The 21,174-nt window shown below is 67.8% G+C and carries 2 protein-coding genes (1 of these 2 only partly in view); both read right to left on the bottom strand.

All coding sequences use genetic code 11. The features are described 5' to 3' along the window. A complete protein-coding gene (locus QX132_RS15670) occupies positions 1-16,410 on the bottom strand; it encodes a non-ribosomal peptide synthase/polyketide synthase (RefSeq protein WP_316161821.1) in 16,410 nt (5,469 codons plus the stop codon). Beyond that, positions 16,403-21,174, bottom strand: partial view of a non-ribosomal peptide synthetase gene (locus QX132_RS15675; RefSeq protein WP_316161823.1) — the 3' portion only. 1,828 nt of this gene lie beyond the right edge of the window; 4,772 of the gene's 6,600 nt are visible here — the last part of the coding sequence; its start codon lies off the right edge, out of view; the stop codon is at positions 16,403-16,405. The genes QX132_RS15670 and QX132_RS15675 overlap by 8 nt, the downstream gene beginning before the upstream one ends.

Consider the following 21,174-nt stretch of genomic DNA (forward strand, 5'->3'; position numbering starts at 1 on the left):
TCATTCAGCCGGTTCGGGCTGCAGATCCGGCGATGTCTGCGCCGCCCGGACGGGCTCCAGCCACGCGCCGAGCGCCGCCAGGAAGGATTCGTTGCTAAGGATCGAGAAGTGGTCGTCGCCGGCCACGCCACAATCCGCCGCGTGCGGCAGCCGCGCCGCGAGCCGATCGCGCTGTCGAAGCCGGCCGGACGTCCACCAGCAGCCGGGCGCTGCAACGAGATCGGCCGGCCATTCGGCCGCCCGAGCCAGTTGCGCGAGGTGGCGCCCGACCCTGAAGGCCGCGACGATGTCGTCGACGCCGAGAAGACCGTCGCGCGGCTGCAGCGGCGCCATGCCGATTGCATCGGCGACCAGGCGCCGGATCACCTCGTCCGTCACCGGCACATCGCCGGAACGAATCGCCGTCACCTGCGACGTGATGGCTGAAGGCTGCACGCCCGGCGCCGTGACCGACAGCAGCGTCAGCAAGTCGTCCGTCCAATGCCGCCCGGGCGACGGCTGCTCGTCACCATGCGGAACGAAGCTGTCGATCAGCGCCAGGCGCTCGACCCGCTCACCGCGCCGTTCCAGTTCGGCGGCCACCAGGCATGCGACCAGCCCGCCGAGCGACCAGCCGATCAGATGATAGGGTCCTTTGCTTTGCGTCCGCACGATCTCATCGACATAGTCAGCGGACATCGCCGCCAGCGACTGGTCGATGAAGGATGGTTCGATCAGCGTCCGGCACTGCAGTCCGATCAGTTGCCTCTGTCCCTCCAGACGGCGCGCCAGCGGCGCATAGTCGAACACCGTGCCGAATCCGCCGTGAAGGCAGAACACCCGCGGCGTGCCATCGACCGGCGAACTCAGGGGCAGCAGCGCCGACGGCCGCGTGGATGATGCTGCGGGGGTGCCGAGCAAGGCGCGAATGGTCGGCCTCTGCAGGAGATCGCGCAGCTTGATCTCGCCATCGAGGACCGGGTCGCAGCGAAGTCGCGCGATCACCTTGAGGCTGAGAATCGAATTGCCGCCGAGTTCGAAGAAGTTGTCGGTGACGCCAACTTGCGCGACGCCGAGAATCTCCGCCCACAGCTTCGCCATCGCGACTTCGGCAGCGCTTTCCGGCGCGATGAACGCGGCCGCGGCAGCGATGTCCGGCGCGGGCAACGCCTTGCGATCGACCTTGCCGCTCGACAGCGTCGGCAGACGCTCGAGCACGATGATGCGAGCCGGCACCATGTAGGCCGGCAAGGTCCGGCGCAGCGCGGCAGTCAGCGCCGCGGACAGCCGCTCGGCCGCAGCAGCGGTGGCGTCGCATGGCGCTCGCGGCGCCACATAGGCCACCAGCTGATTGCCCCCCGCCCCCACCACGGCGAGCACGGCAGCCTGCGCGACTGCTGGGTCGCTCAGCAGAGCCGATTGGATTTCGCCAAGCTCGATCCGGAAGCCGCTGACCTTGACCTGATCGTCGCTGCGTCCGAGATATTCGATCGTGCCGCTCGCATCCCATCGCGCCAGGTCGCCAGTGCGGTAGAGACGTGCGCCCTCGTTCGTCGAAAATGGATCCGGCACGAAGCGTTCCGCCGTCATGCCTGGCTTTGCGTGGTACCCGCGCGCGAGCCCGAACCCGCCGATGTAGAGCTCGCCGGCGGCGCCCGCTGGAACGAGATTCAGGAAGGCATCGAGGATGTAGGCCGTGCGGCGGCCGACGGGACTGCCGATCGGCGCATAGGCCTTGTCACACTCCGCGCTGCCGTCGACCTTCCAGACGAGCGGTGTCACGACGGTCTCGGTCGGACCATATCCGTTGATCAGGATCTGCGGCTTCAGCGTCCGCCTGACCTTGTCGAAGCCGGCCTTCGGCATGGCCTCGCCACCGAACGAATACAGCCTCACCGGCGGCGGATTGCCAGTCTGCTCCACCCATTCGGCGACCTGCTGGAGATAGGCCGGCGGCAGGCCGATGTGCGTGATGCGCTGGGCATGAAGCGTCGCAACGGTCTGCTCGGGGGTCCATAGCTCAGCATCGCGCATGACCAGCCTTGCGCCCTGCGACAGCACCGTGAGCCAGCGCTCATGTGCGCCGTCGAACGCCAGCGACAGGAAATGCAGCTCGCTTGCGTGCTCATCGAGCTCGTAGAGCGAAGCGGTCGCCCTGCAATGCATCGCGAGCGGGCCATGCGCAACCGCAACGCCCTTCGGCCGCCCGGTCGATCCTGACGTGTAGATCACATAAGCGAGGTTCTCCGAATGCAGATGAGGATCCGGCGCATGATGCGGACCGGCTTCGAAATCAAACGAGGCGAGATCGATGGCCCGAACGCCGGCGATGGCGGCGACGTGACGCGAGCCGGACAGCAGGACCGTGATGCAGGCGTCACGCATCACAAAGTCAATGCGGTCCGGCGGCAGCTCGGGATCGAGCGGCACATAGGCTCCGCCGGCCTTCAGCACGGCGAGCAGCGCGGCCATCGTGGCGTCGTTGCGCTCGACGACGACCCCGACTCGCTGGTCCGGCCCGAGCCCGGCCTCGATGAGATGGTGCGCGAGCCGATTGGCGCGACGATCGAGCTCGCCGTAGGAGACGTTGCTGCCGCCGATCGTGAGAGCGACACGCTCAGGATTGCGCTGTGCATGACCGCCGATCATTTCGTGCACGAGCGGACGCGTCGCGGCAGACGCCGCCCGACCATTGCAGACACGTGCTCGCTGCACGTCCTGAGCAGCCGCCGCATCGATCGCGCCGAGCGGGGCATCCGGACTTCGCATCATGACCGCAAGCAGATGTTCGAACTGTGCCCTCACCTGCTCCGCCTGATCCGGCGTGAAGTGACTCGGCATATAGGTGAATTCGACCTGCAGCGTATCCTCGACCAAGACGGACAGATCCATCGGATAGTTGGTGACGTCGACATTGCGCAGCTCGCCGAATTGAAGCGAGCCGTCACCTTGCAGCAGGCCACGCTCGACCGGATAGTTCTCGAACACGATGATGCTGTCGAACATGGTTTCGCCGGCACGCCCGGCCCAGCTCTGGATGTCGTAGAGCGGCGTCTGCTCGAAGTTGCGCATCGCGGCGTTACGGTCCTGCATGGCGCGCAGCCAGTCACCGATCAGAACATCCGGCGGGGGCGCCTCGATCATCGGCAGCGTATTGATGAACAGGCCGATCATCTGCTCGGCGCCGTCGAGACCGGGCGGACGGCCAGCGACGGTGACGCCGAACGTGATGGTCTGCTGGCCGGTGTAGCGCTGCAGCAGCAGCGCCCAGACGCCCTGGATGAGCGTGTTCAGCGTGATGCGCTCGTGCCGTGCGAACGCCTTCAATTCCGCGGTCGCATCCTTGTCGAGCCGCGTGCAACAGCGGCGATGTCCGTGCGCATCGTGGCGCCGCGCGCCGAAGGCATCGGCCAGTTGCGTCGGCTGGTCGAAGGCCGTGAGTTGTCCTCGCCAGAAGTGCTCGGCCGCCTGCGCGTCCTGGGCCAGAAGCCAGGCAACATAGTCGCGATAGTGCGCCGAACGAGCCGTGAGCGCCCGCCCGGCATAGCGCTGCAGGATTTCGGCGATGAAGCGGGCCGAGCTCCAGCCATCCATCAGGATGTGCTGGTAAGTCCAGATCAGGCGATGGCGATCGTGGTCGAGCCGCAACAGGCGGACACGCTGCAGCGGCGGTACCGCGAGATCGAACTCGGCGTCACGCTCTGCGGCCAGGGCCGCTGACAGCCGCGCCTCATCGACGGCCTGTCCGCGCCAGTCTTCCGTCGTGAACGGCACGCTCGCCTCGCGATGGACCGCCTGCAGCGGTGCGCCGGACAGCTCGCGCCAGAGGAAACCGGTGCGCAACATCGGATGACAAGCAGAGACCTCCTGCCACGCGCTGCGCAGCCGCTCGACGTCCAGCCCTCGGATCTCGACGCTGACCTGGTTGACATAGACGCCGCTGCCGGCATCGCGCAGGCTGTGAAACAGCATGCCCTGCTGCATCGGCGAGAGCGGATAGACGTCCTCGATGCGGTCCCAGTCGACACCAAGTCGCGCGAGCTCCTCGCTCGTCAGCCCCGACAATGCGCCGCGCGCGAGGGTGACCGCGGGCTGGTCGTTCCGCGCCACCAGGCAGGCCGGCGCGAGCAGCTCGATCGTCTGCAGCCGGAACACGTCTCTCGGCTCCAGCTCGAGACCGGCGCGGCGTGCGCGACTGACCATCTGCAGCGAGATGATCGAGTCGCCGCCGAGCTCGAAGAAGTTGTCGGTGACGCCGACATCCACCTGGTGCAGCAGCTCGGCCCAGATCGCAGCGAGTGCGGCCTCGGTCGGATTGCGTGGCGCGATGCGCTGCGCCTTAGCGGACCGCGTGTCAGGCAGCGGCAGCGCCTTGCGATCGATCTTGCCATTGGGAGTCAGCGGCAGTTGTGGCAGCACCATCACACGCGACGGCACCATGTAGTCCGGAAGCAAGGAGATGAGCTGCGCGCGCAGCTCAGCACCATCGAGCGCATCGTCGCTGCTGACGTAGCCGACCAGTTGCCGACTACTGCCGAGTTCCTGCGCCACCACGACGCTGTCGCGCACGCCGGGTTGTGATCGCAACCGCGCCTCGATCTCGCCGAGCTCGATGCGGTGGCCGCGGATCTTCACCTGGTGATCGGCGCGGCCGACATAATCGAGCAATCCGTCGGGCCGCCACCGCGCCAGATCGCCGGTCCGGTACAGCCGCGCACCGGGATCGCCGAATGGGTCGGGAATGAAGCGCTCGGCGCTGAGCGCCGGACGGCTCCAATAGCCACGGGCCAGGCCCTCGCCACCGATGAAGAGTTCGCCTGTCACGCCGACGGGCGCGCGATTGAGACCGCCGTCAAGCACATGGAGCGTCGTGCTGCTGATCGGGCCGCCCAGGACGGGTGCGGGATCGCGCGCATCGAGCCGATGGCGCGCCGACCACACCGTGGTTTCCGTCGGTCCAAACAGGTTCCAGACCTCGTCTCCGAGCGCGAGCAGCCGGAGCGCCAGGTCGGGAGCCAGCGCCTCGCCGCCGCTCAGCAACCGGCAGCCCCGAGGCAGCCATCCGTGCGAACCGTCGTCGTGATCGAGCAGCATGCGCCAGCTCGACGGCGTCGCCTGGATCATGGTCACGCCCTGCCGGGCCACGATCGCCTTCAAGGCCGCCGGATCATGGGCCGAGGCGCGATCCGCCAGCACGATCCGAGCGCCACGCGTCAGCGGCAGCCAGAGCTCGAGCACCGCGATGTCGAACGACAGCGAGGTCAAACCGAGCACGCGGTCATCGCGCGCAATGCCGGGCTGCTCAGCCATCGTCGCCAGGAAATTCGTCACGGCGCCATGGCGCACCATCACGCCCTTGGGCAGGCCGGTCGAACCGGAGGTGTAGATGACGTAAGCGAGGTTTTCAGGATGGATGGCGACGTCGAGATTGCCTGCGTCGACCGTTTCTTCTCTAGCCACCTCGTCCAGCAGCCAAGCCTGGGCGTGGCCGCCTGCCAGCACCGGCGCGAGCCCGTCGTGGAGCGTCGCTTGCGTCAGCAACAGCTTCGCGCCGCTGTCGCCCAGCATGTGCGCTAGACGCTCGGCCGGATAGTCCGGATCGAGCGGCAGATAGGCTCCGCCTGTCTTGAGCACCGCGAGCAGCGCCACCATCATCGTGACACCGCGCTCGAGCGCCAGCCCCACCACCACATCGGGACCTACGCCATGCTCCCTGAGCCTGTGGCCGAGCCGGTTCGCGCGCGCGTTCAGCGCGCCATAGCTGATCGTCTCCTCATTGTGCACGAGCGCGATCGCATCGGGCGCGCGCTCTGCTTGCGCCTCGAACTGAGCGACGACGCTCGGTGTCGTCACGGCCCCCGCCGAATCGTTGACCCGCGCCAGCAGCGCGAGGTCTGCGGAATCATCGGCCGCAATGCAGCCGACCGCCTGCTCGGCATCGCGAGTGATGGCCGCGAGCAGTTGCACGAACGCCATCTGCAGCCGACGGATCTCGACTTCGTCGAAATGTTGCTGCTGGAAATTGAACACCAACCGCAGCTCTCTTTCGAGACCGACGCTCACGAACAGCGGATAGTTGCTCGTTTCGAGGATCCTCGTCCGGCTGACGCTCAGGCGGCCATCCTTGGTCTTCAAGGCCTCGTCGACCGGATAGTTCTCGAACACGAGAATGCTGTCGAACAGCGGACGCCCTGCCCGGCCCGCGATCCGCTGGATGTCGGCCAGCGGCATCCAGCCGTGATCCCGCAAGGCCAGATTGCGATCCTGCAGGTCGCGCAACCACGCGCCGATCCGCTGCTGCGGATTCTCGGCGTCGACCACCGGCAAGGTGTTGATGAAGAGACCGACCATCTCCTCGGCGCCGGCGAGCCCGGCGGGTCGGTCCGACACCGTCACACCGAAGCAGACCGTGTCCTGGCCGGTGAATCGACGGAGCAATTGCGCCCATGCCGCCTGCATCACCGTGTTCAGCGTGACCCGCTCGCGGGTCGCGAAACGTTGCAGTCGCTCGCTGAGATCGACGTCCACCGCCATGGCGAGCGAGCCATGGCCCATGCGCGCGTCGACCGCAGGCTGCGCCAGCAGGCTCGGCTCGTCGAGCCCGGCCAACGCCGCGCGCCAGAACTCGGCCGCAGCACCATGGTCCTGCGCCTGCAGCCAGGCGATGTAGTCGCGGTAGCGCGGCGGCTGTCCCTGCAGCGCCGCCTGCTCCTCGTGCTGCATCACCTCGGCGATGAAGCGGGCCGAACTCCAGCCGTCCATCAGGATATGATGATGAGTCCAGATCAGCCAATGCCGGTCGTCGGCGATCCGGATCAGCCTCACGCGCTGCAGCGGCGGCCGCGAGAGATCAAAGCCGTCGACGCGCTCGCGGTCTGCAACCGTCGTGAGCACAGCATCCAAGGCGGCCGGAGCGAGCTGCGCCGCACGTTCCCGCCAATCCTCCGCGACGAAGGGAACGTCGGCACTGCGATGCACGACCTGCTGCGGTGGTCCCGGCAATTCACGCCACAGGAAACCGGTGCGAAGCACGGTATGGCGATTGCTGACCGCCTGCCACGCGGCTTGCAGCTTGCCGGCGTCGAGACCGCGGATCTCGGCGGCAACCTGGTTGACGTAGACCCCGGTGCCGTCGTCGTGCAACGCGTGGAACAGCATGCCCTGCTGCATCGGCGACAGCGGATAGATGTCCTCGACCTCGCGCCAATCCAGCGTCAGCGCGTCGAGCTCGGCCTGGCTCAGCTTCGACAGCGGCACATCGGATGGCGTCACGCCGTGGACGCCGCTCGTGCAGTGATCGACCAGCTCACGGAGCGCCGCCTCGAAACAGCCTGCGACGCGGGTCACGGTCTCGCGTCGATAGCGCTTCCTGCTGAAGCCGAACGATAGCTCCAGACGACCGTCGAGCACCCTCGCATTGATGGCGATATGGTGGCGCAACGGGCTCGATGCCGCACGCGACGGGCCGGCGCTCTCGGGCGCGATCGAGAACAGTGCAGTCTCGTCCGTGCTGCCATCGACCTGACCGAGATAGTTGAACCCGATGCGCGGCTGCGCTCCCGTCGTCAGCGTCGCACGCTGGGCATCAGAACCCAGATAGCGCAGGACGCCGTAACCAAGTCCCCGGCTGGGGACTGACCGCAGCATCTCCTTGGTCGTCTTGATCAGCACCGCGGGTGGCTGCGATCCAGCCATCAGATGTACCGGAAACGCAGTCGTGAACCAGCCGATGGTTCGCGACAGATCGAGCCCGCCGCCCAGATCCTCGCGGCCGTGGCCTTCGAGCTCGACCGTCATGATTTCGCGGCCCGACCACCGCCACACCGCGCGCGCGAGCGCCGACAGCAGCAGATCATTGACCTGGGTTCTGTACGCGCCGTGCGCCGTGCCCAGCAGACGCGCGGTCAGGTCGGCGTCGATCGCAAGCGGCACGTCGTCGGCGTCGGCGATCGTATCCCGATCCGCATGATCAGAATCGCGTGGCACGTCGTCCGCCCGCCGGAGCCCCGACCAGTAGTCCAGCTCGGCAACCAGCGCATCCGAGGCCGCGTGTGCGCGTAGCGCTGCGCCCCATTGGGCGTAGGCGTGCGTCTTGGCCGGCAGTGTCGCCTCTTGCCCGCGCATGAGCTGCTCGTAGACAGCCGCGAGATCCTCCAGCAGCACGCGCCACGACACGCCGTCGATCACGAGGTGATGGATCACGATCAGGAGGCGCTGCTCGCCCTCCGGCAGATCGATGCCGGCCATCCGCACCAGACGACCATGCGCGAGCGAGAGGCTCGCCTGGACCTCTGCGGCGAGCGCGGTGACCGCCTCGCCGTCGGCGAGCTCGCACGACCGCAACAGGTCCGAGACAGCCGGCCCCGGCCCGTGCTCGGCGCGCCAGACACCGTCGATGCGTTCGAAGCGCAGTCGCAGTGCGTCGTGATGCGCGACGACGGCCACCGCTGCGTGTCGCAACACGTCCCAGTCGAGCCGCCGCCGCGGCCGCAGCAGCAAAGCCTGATTCCAGTGATCAGGGGCGTCCAGTTCCTGCTCGAAGAAGCGGAGCTGAATCGGCAGCAACGGAAGTGGCCCGGCGATGCGCCCCTGCTCTGCCGTCGTCTCCAGCCGGACGATCACCCGCGCGTCGCGCGCCAGGGCTTCCAGCGTCTGGTGCTTGAAGACGTCTCGCGGCTCGATCAGAAGGCCGGCCCGCCGCGCACGACTGACCATCTGCAGCGAGATGATGGAATCGCCACCGAGCTCGAAGAAATTGTCGGTCATCCCGACATCCGGCTGATGCAGCAGCTCGGCCCAGATGGTGGCCAACGCAGCCTCGGCCGGCGTCCGCGGCGCAATCCGCATCGCTGCAACGGGCGCCTCCGGCGCTGGCAGCGCGTTGCGATCGACCTTGCCATTCACCATCAGAGGCAGGCGGTCGAGGACCATGATCCGCGCCGGCACCATGTGGTCTGGCAGCGTTGCGGACAGGGCCTCACGCAGCGTCGCAGCATCGAGCATGCCGTCGCCGCAGACATAGCCGACCAGCTGCCGGCCCACGCCGAAATCCCTGGCGATCACAACGGCCGCGCTGACCGAGGGCTGCTGCAGGAGTCGCGCCTCGATCTCGCCGAGCTCGATGCGGAAGCCGCGAACCTTTACCTGGTGATCGGCCCGGCCGACATAGTCGATGGCGCCGTCGCTGCGCCAGCGCGCCAGATCGCCGCTTCGATAGAGCCGCGCGCCGGGAGGTCCGAAAGGATCGGGAATGAAGCGCTCGGCCGTCAGCGCCGCGCGCCCGAGATAGCCGCGCGCCAGCCCGTCTCCGCCGATATGGAGCTCGCCCGTCGTTCCCTCGGCGACCGGATTGAGATCGGCATCGACAATGCGCAGGGTCGTGCCCGGGATCGGAAATCCGATCGGCACGCCCGATCCGCTCGGCCCGCGACAGTGCCAGAAACTGGCATTGATGAGCGCTTCGGTCGGCCCATACCGATTGTCGAACCGGATCGCGGGGAACACCGAATAGACCTGGTCCTTCAGCTGGACCGGCAGGGCCTCGCCACCGGAGAACAGGCGCTTCAAGGTCACGCATCGCTGAACCTCCGGCTCAGCCACGAATTGCGCGAGCATCTGCGGCACGAAATGCAGCGTGGTCACGCCATGCGCAGTGACCGCATCGATCAGCCGCTTCGGCTCGCGATGTGCGCCCGGCGCTGCAATCGCAAGCCGCGCGCCGACGATCAGCGGCCACAGGATTTCCCACACCGCGACGTCGAAGCTGAACGGCGTCTTCTGCAACAGCGTTTCGCTGGGATCGAGCCCGTACTCCTTCTGCATCCATCCTAGCCGTGCCGCCAGGGCGCCGCGCGTGCAGGCCACGCCCTTGGGCACGCCGGTTGAGCCGGACGTGTAGATCACATAGGCGAGGCTCTCGGCATGAACCGGCATCCGAACATCGGAGCCATCAGTGGCGCGCAAACCGCGACCCTCACGGGCGCCGTCGACCACGAGCAGCTCGGCGCCCACCCCTGCCGTGATCTCGATCAGCCGATCGCGCAGTTGCGCCTGCGTCAGCACCAGCCGGGCGCCACTGTCGCACAGCATCGCGGCGAGCCGCTTGGCGGGATAGTCCGGATCGAGCGGCAGGTAGCCGGCGCCGGCTTTCATAACGGCCAGCACAGCCACGACCAGGTCGGCGCTGCGCTCGAATGCCAAGCCGACCGGAGCATCCAGAGCGACGCAGGCCTGCCTGATCTGTCGCGCCAGTCGGTTGGCCCGCGCATTCAGTTCGGCGTAGCTGATCCTCTCCTGACCGGAGATCACGGCAATGGCCGCAGGCGACCGTGCGACCTGCTGCTCGATCTGCGTCACGACGTCGACGAAGTCGTCATTCACCGTCCGCGCGACAGGTCCCGAGCTCCAGCCGAGCACTCGATGCAAAGCGGCGGCGTCCAATCCATGCAGCTCTGCGACCGGTCGGCTGCTGTCGTCGGCAATGCGCGCGAGCAGACAGGCGAAAGCTGCCTGTATCCGCTCGATCTGCGCCTGGTCGAACTGGCTGCGATCGTAGCGGAATCCAAGCCGGATGCCCCTGTCCGTCACGAACACCGCGACCGTGAGCGCATAGTTCGTGATCGAGATCTGCTCGGCGCGGCTGGCACGCGGCCCCTCGCCGGCCTGATCGCGCAGCGCCGCGTCGACCGGATAGTTCTCGAACACGAAGATGGAGTCGAACAGCGGCCGGCCGGCGCGGCCCGCAAGCCGCTGAATCTCGTGCAGCGGCATCCAGCCATGCTCGCGCAGGTCGACGTTGCGATCCTGCAAACCGCGCAGCCAATCACCGACCGACGTCTGAGGTCTCGCATCCTCGAACACGGGCACGGTGTTGATGAACAGGCCGACGGTCTCCTCCACGCCCGCGATCTCAGGCGGCCGGCCGGAGATCGTGGCGCCGAAGCAGACGACATCCTGGCCGGTCAAGCGCCGCAGCAGCTGTCCCCAGGCCGCTTGCAGGACCGTGTTCAGGGTCACCCGCTCGCGCCGCGCCACGACCTGCAGCCGCTCCGTCGTCGCCGCATCGATGACGAGATCGATCGAGCCATGGCCGTCGGCAGGCGCGGCCGGCCCGCCCAGCGCATCGGCAAGCAGGCTCGGCTCACCGACCGTCGAGAGCGAGCGTGCCCAGAACGCACTCGACGCATCGCGATCCTGCTGCTGCAGCCAGGCAATGTAGTCGCGATAGCGGCCGCGTGGGGCGGACAGCGACGCGCCACCGACATGCTGCATGATCTCGCCGATGAGCCTTGCCGCGCTCCAGCCGTCGAGCAGGATGTGATGATGTGTCCAGATCAGGCGGTGCACACCGCCGCCGAGATCGATGAGACGGACCCGCTGCAATGGCGGACGCGACAGGTCGAAGCCGGCCCGCCATTCGGCTGCGGCCACATCGGCCAGCGCCGCGTCACGCGCGGCCTGATCCATCGAGTCCACACGGTCGCGCCAGTCCTCCTCGACGAAGGGGACAGGAACCTGCCGATGGACGACCTGCTGCGGCGCGCCCGATAACTCTCTCCACACGAACGCCGTCCGCAACACCGCGTGTCTCGCCGTCACCGCCTGCCACGCCGCGCGCAAGCGCGCCGCGTCCGCACCGCTGATGTCGACGGCGATCTGGCTGACATAGTTGCCGCTGTCACCATCGCGCAGCGCGTGGAACAGCATGCCCTGCTGCATCGGCGACAGCGGATAGATATCCTCGATATCGCGCCAATCGCGCGACGCTCCGAGCAGGTCGAGCTCCGGCTGGCTGAGGCCTGAGAGCGGAACGTCCGACGGCGTGAGGCCGTATACGCCGCTCGTGCAATGCGCGACGAGTTCGCGCAGGGCCGCGGAATAGCACGCGGCCAGCCGCTCGATCGTCGCGCGGCGATAGCGTCGGCGGCCGAAGCTGAATGTCAGCCTCAGCTGGCCATCAAGCACTTGACCGTTGATGCTGAGCCAGCGCCCGAGCGGCGCGCTGGCGCTGCGTGACGGCCCCGCGCTTTCCGGCGCGAGCGCGAAGGCAGGGTCAGAGCCGGCGCCGAACTGGCCGAGATAGTTGAAGACGATCCGCGGCTCGGCTCCGCCCGTCAGGGCGGCGCGCTGCTCGGGGCTGCCGCAATAGCGCAGCACGCCGTAGCCGAGCCCGCGCGCCGGGATGGCCCGCAACTCGTCCTTGATCGATCTGATCAGCGTGGCGCTATCGCCAGCACAGCCGGCGAGCCGAACGGGAAACGCGGTCGTGAACCAGCCGACCGTCCGCGACAGGTCGAAGCCCTCGAAAATGTCTTCCCGGCCGTGACCTTCGAGCTCGACCAGACATTCATCGAGCCCGCCCCAGCGGCTGACCGCGCGGGCCAGCGCCGCCAGCAGCAGGTCATTGACCTGGGTCCTGTAGGCAGCGGGCGCCTGCTTGAGCAGTTGCCCGGTCATGTCGGTATCGAAGGACACGACGACATCCTCACCATCGGCGACACGATCGGTCTCGCCGTGATCATCGTCGCATGGCACGTCGCCGGCGGCGGTCCGCTGTCTCCAATAGTCGAGCTGACCAGCCAGCTCCTCGCTGGCGGCGTAGTCTTCGAGACTGATGCCCCATGACGCCATGGACCGGCTGTTGGAAGGCAGAGCAATCGCGGCCGCGCCCTGCGCCACCTGTCGATACGCCGAGGCGATGTCCTCGAGCAGCACGCGCCAGGACACGCCATCGACGACGAGATGATGCACGACGATGAGAAGCCTCTGGCTGCCGTCGGCAACGTCCATGCCGACGAGCCGCAGCAACGGTCCCTGCAGAGACAGGCTTGCCTGCGCGGTCGCGCCAGCCGAGGTGATCTCAGCCGCATCGGCGACGGTGCGGATCCAGAGCAGATCGGCGCTCGCCGGCATCGCGCCGTATCTCGCCTGCCACTCTCGGTCGCTTTGCCGAAATTGCAGCCGCAGGGCATCGTGATGCGCCACCACGGCCTCGACCGCCTGCGCCATCACCCGCCAGTCGAGCCGCGCCGACGGCACGAGCATCAACGCCTGATTCCAGTGATGCCGTTCGCCGGCGTCCTCGGCAAAGAAGCGGCGCTGGATCGGCAACAGCGGCACCGGATCGCCATCGCGCGCAAGCGGCTCAGCGGATGCAACGACGGCCCGATCGCGACGCGCGACCCGCGCCAGCTCCTGCAGCGTCTGATGCCGGAACAGGTCGCGCGGCTCGATGGCAAGCCCGCGCTGGCGCGCACGTCCGACCACCTGCAATGAAATGATGGAATCGCCGCCGAGCTCGAAGAAGTTGTCGGTCAGCCCGACCCGCGAATGGCCGAGCAATTCAGCCCAGATCGCCGCCAGCTCCAGTTCGGCCGGGGATTGCGGCGAGACGTAGTCGGCCTCAGCAGACAACTGCTCGGGCGCCGGCAAGGCGTCGCGATCGACCTTGCCATGCGCCGTGAGCGGCATCCGCGACATCAGTACGATGCGGGCCGGAACCATGTAGTCCGGCAGCTCCTCGGACAACGCCGCGCGCAGCCCCGTCTCGTCGAGGCCATCCTCGCCGCAGGCATAGCCGATGAGCTGCTGGCGTCCGGCGATCTCGCGTGCCACCACCACCGCCGACCGAACACCCGTCTGCCGCGTCAGCCGTGCCTCGACCTCGCCTGGCTCGATGCGAAAGCCGCGGATCTTGAGCTGATGGTCGGAACGTCCGACATAGTCGATCACGCCGTCGGCACGCCAGCGCGCCAGATCGCCGGTGCGGTACAGTCGCGCGCCCGGCGCACCGAACGGATCGGGGATGAAGCGCTCCGCCGTCAACGCCTGCCGATTCCAATAGCCGGCTGCGAGCCCCTCGCCGCCGATATGGAGCTCGCCGGTGACGCCGACCGGAACGATGTTGAGATCGCCGTCGAGAACATAGGCCGAGCGCCGGCCGACAGGACAGCCGATCGGCGCATAGGCGCAGTCGATCTCGGCATCGGCGTCGACCTTCCAGACCAGCGGCGTGACCACTGTCTCCGTCGGACCGTAGCCATTGATCAGCTTGCGCGGCCGCAGCGCCTGCCTGACCTTGTCGAAGCCCGATTTGGACATCGCCTCGCCGCCGAACGAATACAGCGACACGGGCGGCGGATCGCCGCGCCACGCCGCGAAGTCGGCGAGCTGCTGCAGATAGGCCGGCGGAAAGCCGGCATTGGTCACGCGCTGCGCGCCCATCACGTCGAGCGTCTTCTCCGCCGACCAGAGATCGGCATCACGCATCACCAGCGCGGCGCCGCAGCCCAGCGCGGTCCACAACCGCTCATGCGCGCCGTCGAACGTAAAGGAGAGGAAGTGCAGCTCGCGCGACTGCCGGCCCATCTCGTAGAGCTCGGCGGTGGCCTCGCAATGCATTGCGAACGATCCGTGAGCGACCGCAACGCCCTTCGGCACGCCGGTGGAGCCGGACGTATAGATCACGTAGGCGAGGCTCGAGGGATGGACATCGACCGCCGGGTCGCTCTCCGTCGTCTCAGCCGCCATCGCGCCGAGATCGACGACCGCGATCCCCGGCATCGGCGGCCATTGCGACAGTCCCGCCGCATCGACCAGCACGACGCGCGCGCCGGCATCTCGAACGGTGGCGGCCAGCCGCGCTGGCGGATGATCCGGATCGAGCGGCAGATAGGCCGCGCCGGCCTTCAGGACGGCAACAAAACTTGCGACGAGATCGGGCGAGCGCTGCATCGAGAGTCCGACGAGCTCGCCGGGACGAACGCCCAGCGTTGCAAGATGCTCCGCGATGGCATTGGCGCGGCGATCGAGCGCCTGATGGGTGATCGTCTCGGCCCCAAACACCAGGGCCGCTGCACTCGGCGTCTCCTTTGCGTGCCGGGCGAACATCCGATGCACCGGCTGGAACGGCACGAGCGCGGGAGGGCAAGCGTTCCACTGTCTGACGTCGTCGCGTTGCCGGGCCGACAACAGCTCCAATGCCGCGATCCGACGTGTGGGATCCGCGACCATCGCCTGCAGGATCGTGAGCCAATGCCCGGCGAGCCGTGCGATGGTCGACCGGTCGAACAGCGCGGTGGCAAAGGAGAACAGCGCCGAGACGTCTCCCGACGGCGCCTCCTCGCTGTCGAGAGCGAGGTCGAATTTCACCGTGTCGATCTCTGCCGCGATCGTCTCGATCTGCAATTCGGACGCAGCCGGCGCATGCGCCGGCTCGCGCCGATGCTGATGGTTGTAGAGCACCTGGAATAGCGGCGTCTGGCTCAGGCTGCGCTGCGGCTGCAGCACGTCGAGCAGCCGCTCGAACGGAAGATCCTGGTGATCCTGGGCCTCGAGCGAGGCCTCGCGCAGGGCGTGAATGACGTCGGCGATCGTGCTCCGGCTGTCGATCCGTGTGCGCAGCACCTGGGTGTTGACCAGCAGGCCGATCAGACGCCGCGTCTCCGACCGGTCGCGATTGGCGAGCGGAACGCCGATGCTGATGTCGGGCTGGCCGCTGTAGCGATAGAGCACCAGCTTCAGCGCCGCCAGCAGAACGACGAACAACGTCGTGTGCTGTCCCCGCGCCAGCTCGCGCAGGCGATCGGCAAGCTCCGCCCCGAGCGACAGCCGTATGGCATCGCCGGATTGATCGGCCTGGGCTGACCTGGGCCGATCGAACGGCAGCGGCAGCATGGCCGTGTCATGGAGACGGCCGGTCCAGTAGCGAAGCTGCCGCTCCTCCTCGACGGCACCGAGCCACAGTCGCTGCCAGGCGGCGAAATCGGCGTAGTCGATCTCGAGCGCCGGCAGCGAGGCCGCCTCGCCGCGGGCGGCGGCATGATAGAGCTGCCAGAACTCCTCGGTGAGAACCTGCATCGACCAGCCGTCGGCGACGATGTGGTGCAGCGTAACCGAGAGGATATGGTCGTGCTCGCCAAGTCCCAGCAGCGCCGCGCGCAGCAGCGGTCCGGATTCCAGGTCGAACGGCAACGCCGCTTCCTCACGCAGCAGCCGGCGCGCCTGCTGCTCGCGATCATCGCCCGCGATCTCGATGCGGCGAAGCGCGACGGGCGCCGGCAACCCTACGATCTGCTCCGGCTCGCCGTCGTCCTGCCGGAACGTCGTGCGGAGCGCGGCATGGTGCATGACGAGTTCATCGAGCGCCCTTTGGAGCGCACCAACATCAAGCCGACCCCGCAGGCGGATCGCGACCGGCATGTTGTAGGCGGAGCCGCCCGGATCCATCCGCCACAGGAACCAGAGGCGGGCCTGCGCGAACGATAACGGCGCGCGCTGCAGATGCTGCCGGGCGATCGGCAAGATCGACAGATCGATCCCCTTGGCCGCCAACTGCGTCAGGAACGCGCGCTGCTTCGAGGCATCGAGACGCACCAATCGACGCGCGATTTCGCCGAGCTGCTGGGCCTGGAGTCCGGACTGATCATTCATTGGCGAACTCAACTTCCTCAAGCAGATCGAACATGGCGGCGATGTCGTCACTCCGCCTGCTCGTCGGCGGGTCCGCGGCGAGCGCAGACGCCATGGCCTCGATCGTGGTCAGTTCGAACAACCGCTTCAGCGGCACCTCCCACGCGAGATCGCGCTTGATGCGGCCGACGAGCTGGACGGCCACCAGCGAGTCGCCGCCGAGCTCGAAGAAATTGTCGGTGACGCCGACGTCCGGCCTGTGCAGCAGCTCTGCCCAGATCGCCGCGAGTGCGGCCTCGGTCGGATTGCGCGGGGCGATGCGATGCGCTTCGGGAGCCCCGACATCGGGCCGCGGCAGCGCCTTGCGGTCGATCTTGCCGTTCGGCGTCAGCGGCAGCTCCGGCAGCACGATCACGCGCGACGGAACCATGTAGTCCGGCAGCGCTGCTGCGAGCGCAGCGCGGAGGCCGCCGCCGTCGAGCGTATCCTCGCCGCTGACATAGCCGACCAATTGAGGGCCGCCGCCGAGCTCCTGCGCCACGACGACGCTGCCGCGCACGCCCGGCTGCTCCCGCAGCCGCACCTCGATCTCGCCGAGCTCGATCCGATGTCCGCGGATCTTCACCTGATGATCGGCGCGGCCGACATAGTCGAGCACGCCGTCGGCCCGCCAGCGCGCGAGGTCGCCGGTCCGGTACAGCCGCGCGCCGTCGCTGCCGAACGGATCCGGGATGAAGCGCTCCGCGCTCAACGCGGCGCGTTTCCAATAGCCGCGCGCGAGCCCGTCACCGCCGATGAAGAGCTCGCCAGTGACGCCGACCGGCGCCAGATTGAGTTCGGTGTCGAGCACGTACAACCGGGTGTTGCCGATCGGGCTGCCGAGCAGCGGCAACGGATCGGTCGCATCGAGGCGGTGACGCGCCGACCACACCGTGGTCTCGGTCGGCCCATACAGGTTCCAGACCTCGCTGCCCAGCGCGCCCAGCCGCCGCGCCAGGTCCGAGGCCAGCGCCTCCCCGCCGCTCAGCAGGCGACAGCCCTTCGGCAGCCATGGAGCCGTCTCGTGTGTATCGGCCGCGTCGTGATCGAGCAGCATGCGCCAGCTCGACGGCGTCGCCTGGACCATGGTCACGCCGTGCCGTGCCACCATCGCCTTGAGCGCCACCGGATCATGGGCAGCGGCACGGTCGGCGAGCACGATCCGGGCGCCATGGGTCAGCGGCAGCCACAGCTCCAGCACGGCGATGTCGAACGACAACGAGGTCAACGCCAGCACACGGTCGTCGGCCGCGATGCCCGGCTGCTCGGCCATCGTCGCCAGGAAGTTCGTCACCGCGGCGTGACGCACCATCACGCCCTTGGGCCGACCGGTGGAGCCGGAGGTGTAGATGACGTAAGCGAGGCTCTCCGGATGCACGTCGACAGCAAGATTATCGGTCTGGCCGAGGCCCTCGCCAGCCGCCACCTCGAGCAGCCATGCCTCGGCCTCGCTCCGGGTCAGCACCGGCGCGAAACGGTCGTGCAGCGTGGCTTGCGTCAGCAGCAGCTTGGCGCCGCTGTCGTTCAGCATGTGCGCGAGCCGCTCGGCCGGATAGTCCGGATCGAGCGGCAGATAGGCCCCGCCCGCTTTGAGCACCGCGAGCAGCGCAACCATCATCGTGACGCCGCGCTCCAGCGCCAGCCCGACCACAACATCCGGCCCGATGCCGCGATCCCTGAGCCGCCGCGCCAGGCGGTTCGCCCGCGCATTCAGCGCGCCGTAGCTGATCGTCTCCTGCCCGTGTACGAGCGCGATCGCATCGGGAGATCGCGCCGCATGCACCTCGAACTGCCGGTGCACGCAGAGCGTATCCGCGAAGCTGACAGCCGTCGCATTCCAAGCGCGCAGCAGCCGCGCGCGATCGTCCTCTGGAACGACATCGAGCTGGCGCACCGGCGCGTGCGGCGCCGCTTCGAGCGCCAGCGCCAGCCGATCGAGCGACTGCTGCATCATCGCGCCGACCCGCTCGGGCGCAACCGGCGCCACGGCCTGGACCGTCAGGTGAAGTCCGTGACCGTCGTCATCCACCGCCAGCATCAGCGGATAGTTGGTACGCTCCTCGCCGCCGAGCCATTCGACGCCACGCAGAGCCTCGATGGGCTGGGCGTCTGCCCGCGCGTCCTGCCGCTGGCCGTGCCGATAGTTCAGGATCGCGGAGAACAGCGGCGCCGGCGGCGCGACGCCGCTGCAACGCTGGGCCATCGCCAGCGAGGCATGCTCATGCGCCGTCAGCTCCGCCAGCCGCGCATGCGTTGCGCGAACGCTGTCCTCAACCGACGTGCCGTCGAGATCGAGCCGCAACGGCAGCGTGTTGATGAACAGGCCAAGGCTGCGGCCGGTATCATGGCCAGCCTGCATGCGGCCGAGCAGCACGGTGCCGAACACGACCTGCTCGCGCCCACTGCTGCGCGCCAGCACCTGCCCCCAGGCGACATGACAGAGGCTGGCGAGGCTCGCCCCCAGGCGGCGCGCCTGCGCGCGCAGCCGCGCATCGAGCGCAGCCGGCAGGGGCAGCTTTGCCTCGCGCACGCCGGCGCCGTCGCTGCGCACCTCGATCAATCCGAACGGCGCCGTCGGCGCATCGATGTCGGCAAGCATGCTGCGGAAGAAGCGCTGCTGAGCATCCTGTCCGCCCGGCTTGCGAGTCTCGGCGACGAGATTGCGGAATGGAATCGGCGAAGGCAGAGCAGTGCGGGCTCCCGACAGGATCAGTTGCACCTCCTCATGCAACGCCTGCAGGGTGGAATGGTCGCCGACCATGTGATGCAGCACGACCAGCAGCAGCAAGCGATCATTTCGTGGGTCGCGGGCGACAACGAGACGCAGCAATGGCGCCTGGGTCAGATCAAGCCGGCAGGACTTCGGATCGAAGCGGCGCGCCAGCTCGACCTGGGCCGGCTCGTTGCCTTCGAGCTCAACTTCGGTGACGCTTAGCGGTGCCTGGCGCCAGACCACCTGCACCGGCACCGACAGTTCATCCCAGAGGAATGACGTCCGCAGGACGTCATGCCGGTCGATCACGTCCTGAACGGCCGCAAGATAGCGATCCAGCAGATCACGGCCCGCAAATGCCATCTGCGCGACCAGCACGTAGGGGTCGCCCTCGGTCGCGAGCAGATGATGGAACAGAATTCCCTCCTGCAACGGCGACAGCGCGTAGATGTCCTGGACGTTGGCGACGCCGCCCGGCACACGGCCCACCACGCGGTCGATCTCGCCCTGGCTCATCGCGATCAGCGGCAGCATGTCCGGCGTGATGGCCGGGCTCTGCGCCGTGATCAGGTTGTCAGGAATTGCGGTCTCCTCGCCCTGCCGCAGGCTTGCTGCGAGATCGCGCAGCACCGGCTTGGCGAACACCATCTGCGCATCGATCGTCAGCGCATGGCGCTTCAGTCGATCCAGCATGCGGACGACGAGCAGCGAATGACCGCCGAGCTCGAAGAAATGATCGTTGCGGCCGACGCGCTCGACGCCAAGCAGCTCGCGCCAGATGGCAGCGAGCGTCTGCTCGGCTTCGCCCTGGGGAGGATCATAGGTGGCGTGCGAGAACGCCTCGTCGTCTGGCGCCGGTAGCGCCTGCCGGTCGACCTTGCCGTTGGGTGTCAGCGGAAATGCATCGAGGTGAACGATCGCCGACGGAACCATGTAGTCCGGAAGACACGCCTGCAATTGCGTGCGCAGGCGCGCAGCCCATGCGCTGGGATCACCTGCATCGTCCGCCGGCACCACATAGGCGACGAGCGTGAGATCGCCCTGCCCATCGCGCCGCGCCAGCACCGCCGAGTCCCGCACTCCGGCCTGCGCATTCAGCCGATGCTCGATCTCCCCGAGCTCGATGCGGAAGCCGCGGATCTTCACCTGATGGTCGTTGCGGCCCAGGAATTCGATGTTGCCGTCGGCGAGATGGCGGCCGAGATCACCGGTTCGATACATCCGCGCGTCGGACGACAGCCCGAACGGATCCACGGCAAAACGCTGCGCCGACAAATCGGGACGGTGGAGATAGCCGCGGGCAACCCCTGCCCCGCCGATCCAGATCTCGCCCACGGCGCCGCGCGGCACCGGCATGCCCTGGGCGTCGAGCAAATAGATCCGCGCGTTGGCGATCGGGCGACCGATGGAGACGACGCCGCCGGCGAAGCCGGGCGGACGGCGCCATGCGGTGGCGCAGACGGTCGCTTCCGTCGGCCCGTAGGCGTTGAAGACCGCAATCTCGGGCGGCAGCGCTTCGAACAGCTCCGGCCTTGGCAACTCGCCGGCGAGAACCAGCACGTCGAGCCCGGAGAGCCGGGCGAGGTCCGAGCGGCCCTGCAGCATCGCCGGCGGCAAGGTGGCGTGGGTGATGCGATGTTCGACGAGATAGTTCAACAGCTCCGCCGCGTCGCGGTGCTCGCGGCTTCCGAGCAGATGCAGTTCGGCGCCGGCGCAAAGCGCCATGACGATGTCCCACACGCTCGCGTCGAAGCTGAAGGAGGCGAATTGCGCGATCCGGCTGTGCGGACCGGTGTCGAACAGCCCGATCTGGGCCTGCGCGAGATTGACCAGGCCGTGGTGCTCGACCATCACGCCCTTCGGCTGTCCGGTCGAGCCCGACGTGTAGATAACATAGGCGAGATTGCGCGGCGTCAGGCCACGGGCAGCAACATCCGGTGAGCTCTCCGGCAGCCGGCTCCAGGCCGGCGCATCGCTTTCCACATCGATCACAGGGTACGTCACGCTGCCGAGCGTGCTGGCGCTCTCACCGT

It is taken from the genome of Bradyrhizobium sp. SZCCHNRI20481, assembly GCF_032485055.1.
Taxonomy (GTDB): domain Bacteria; phylum Pseudomonadota; class Alphaproteobacteria; order Rhizobiales; family Xanthobacteraceae; genus Bradyrhizobium.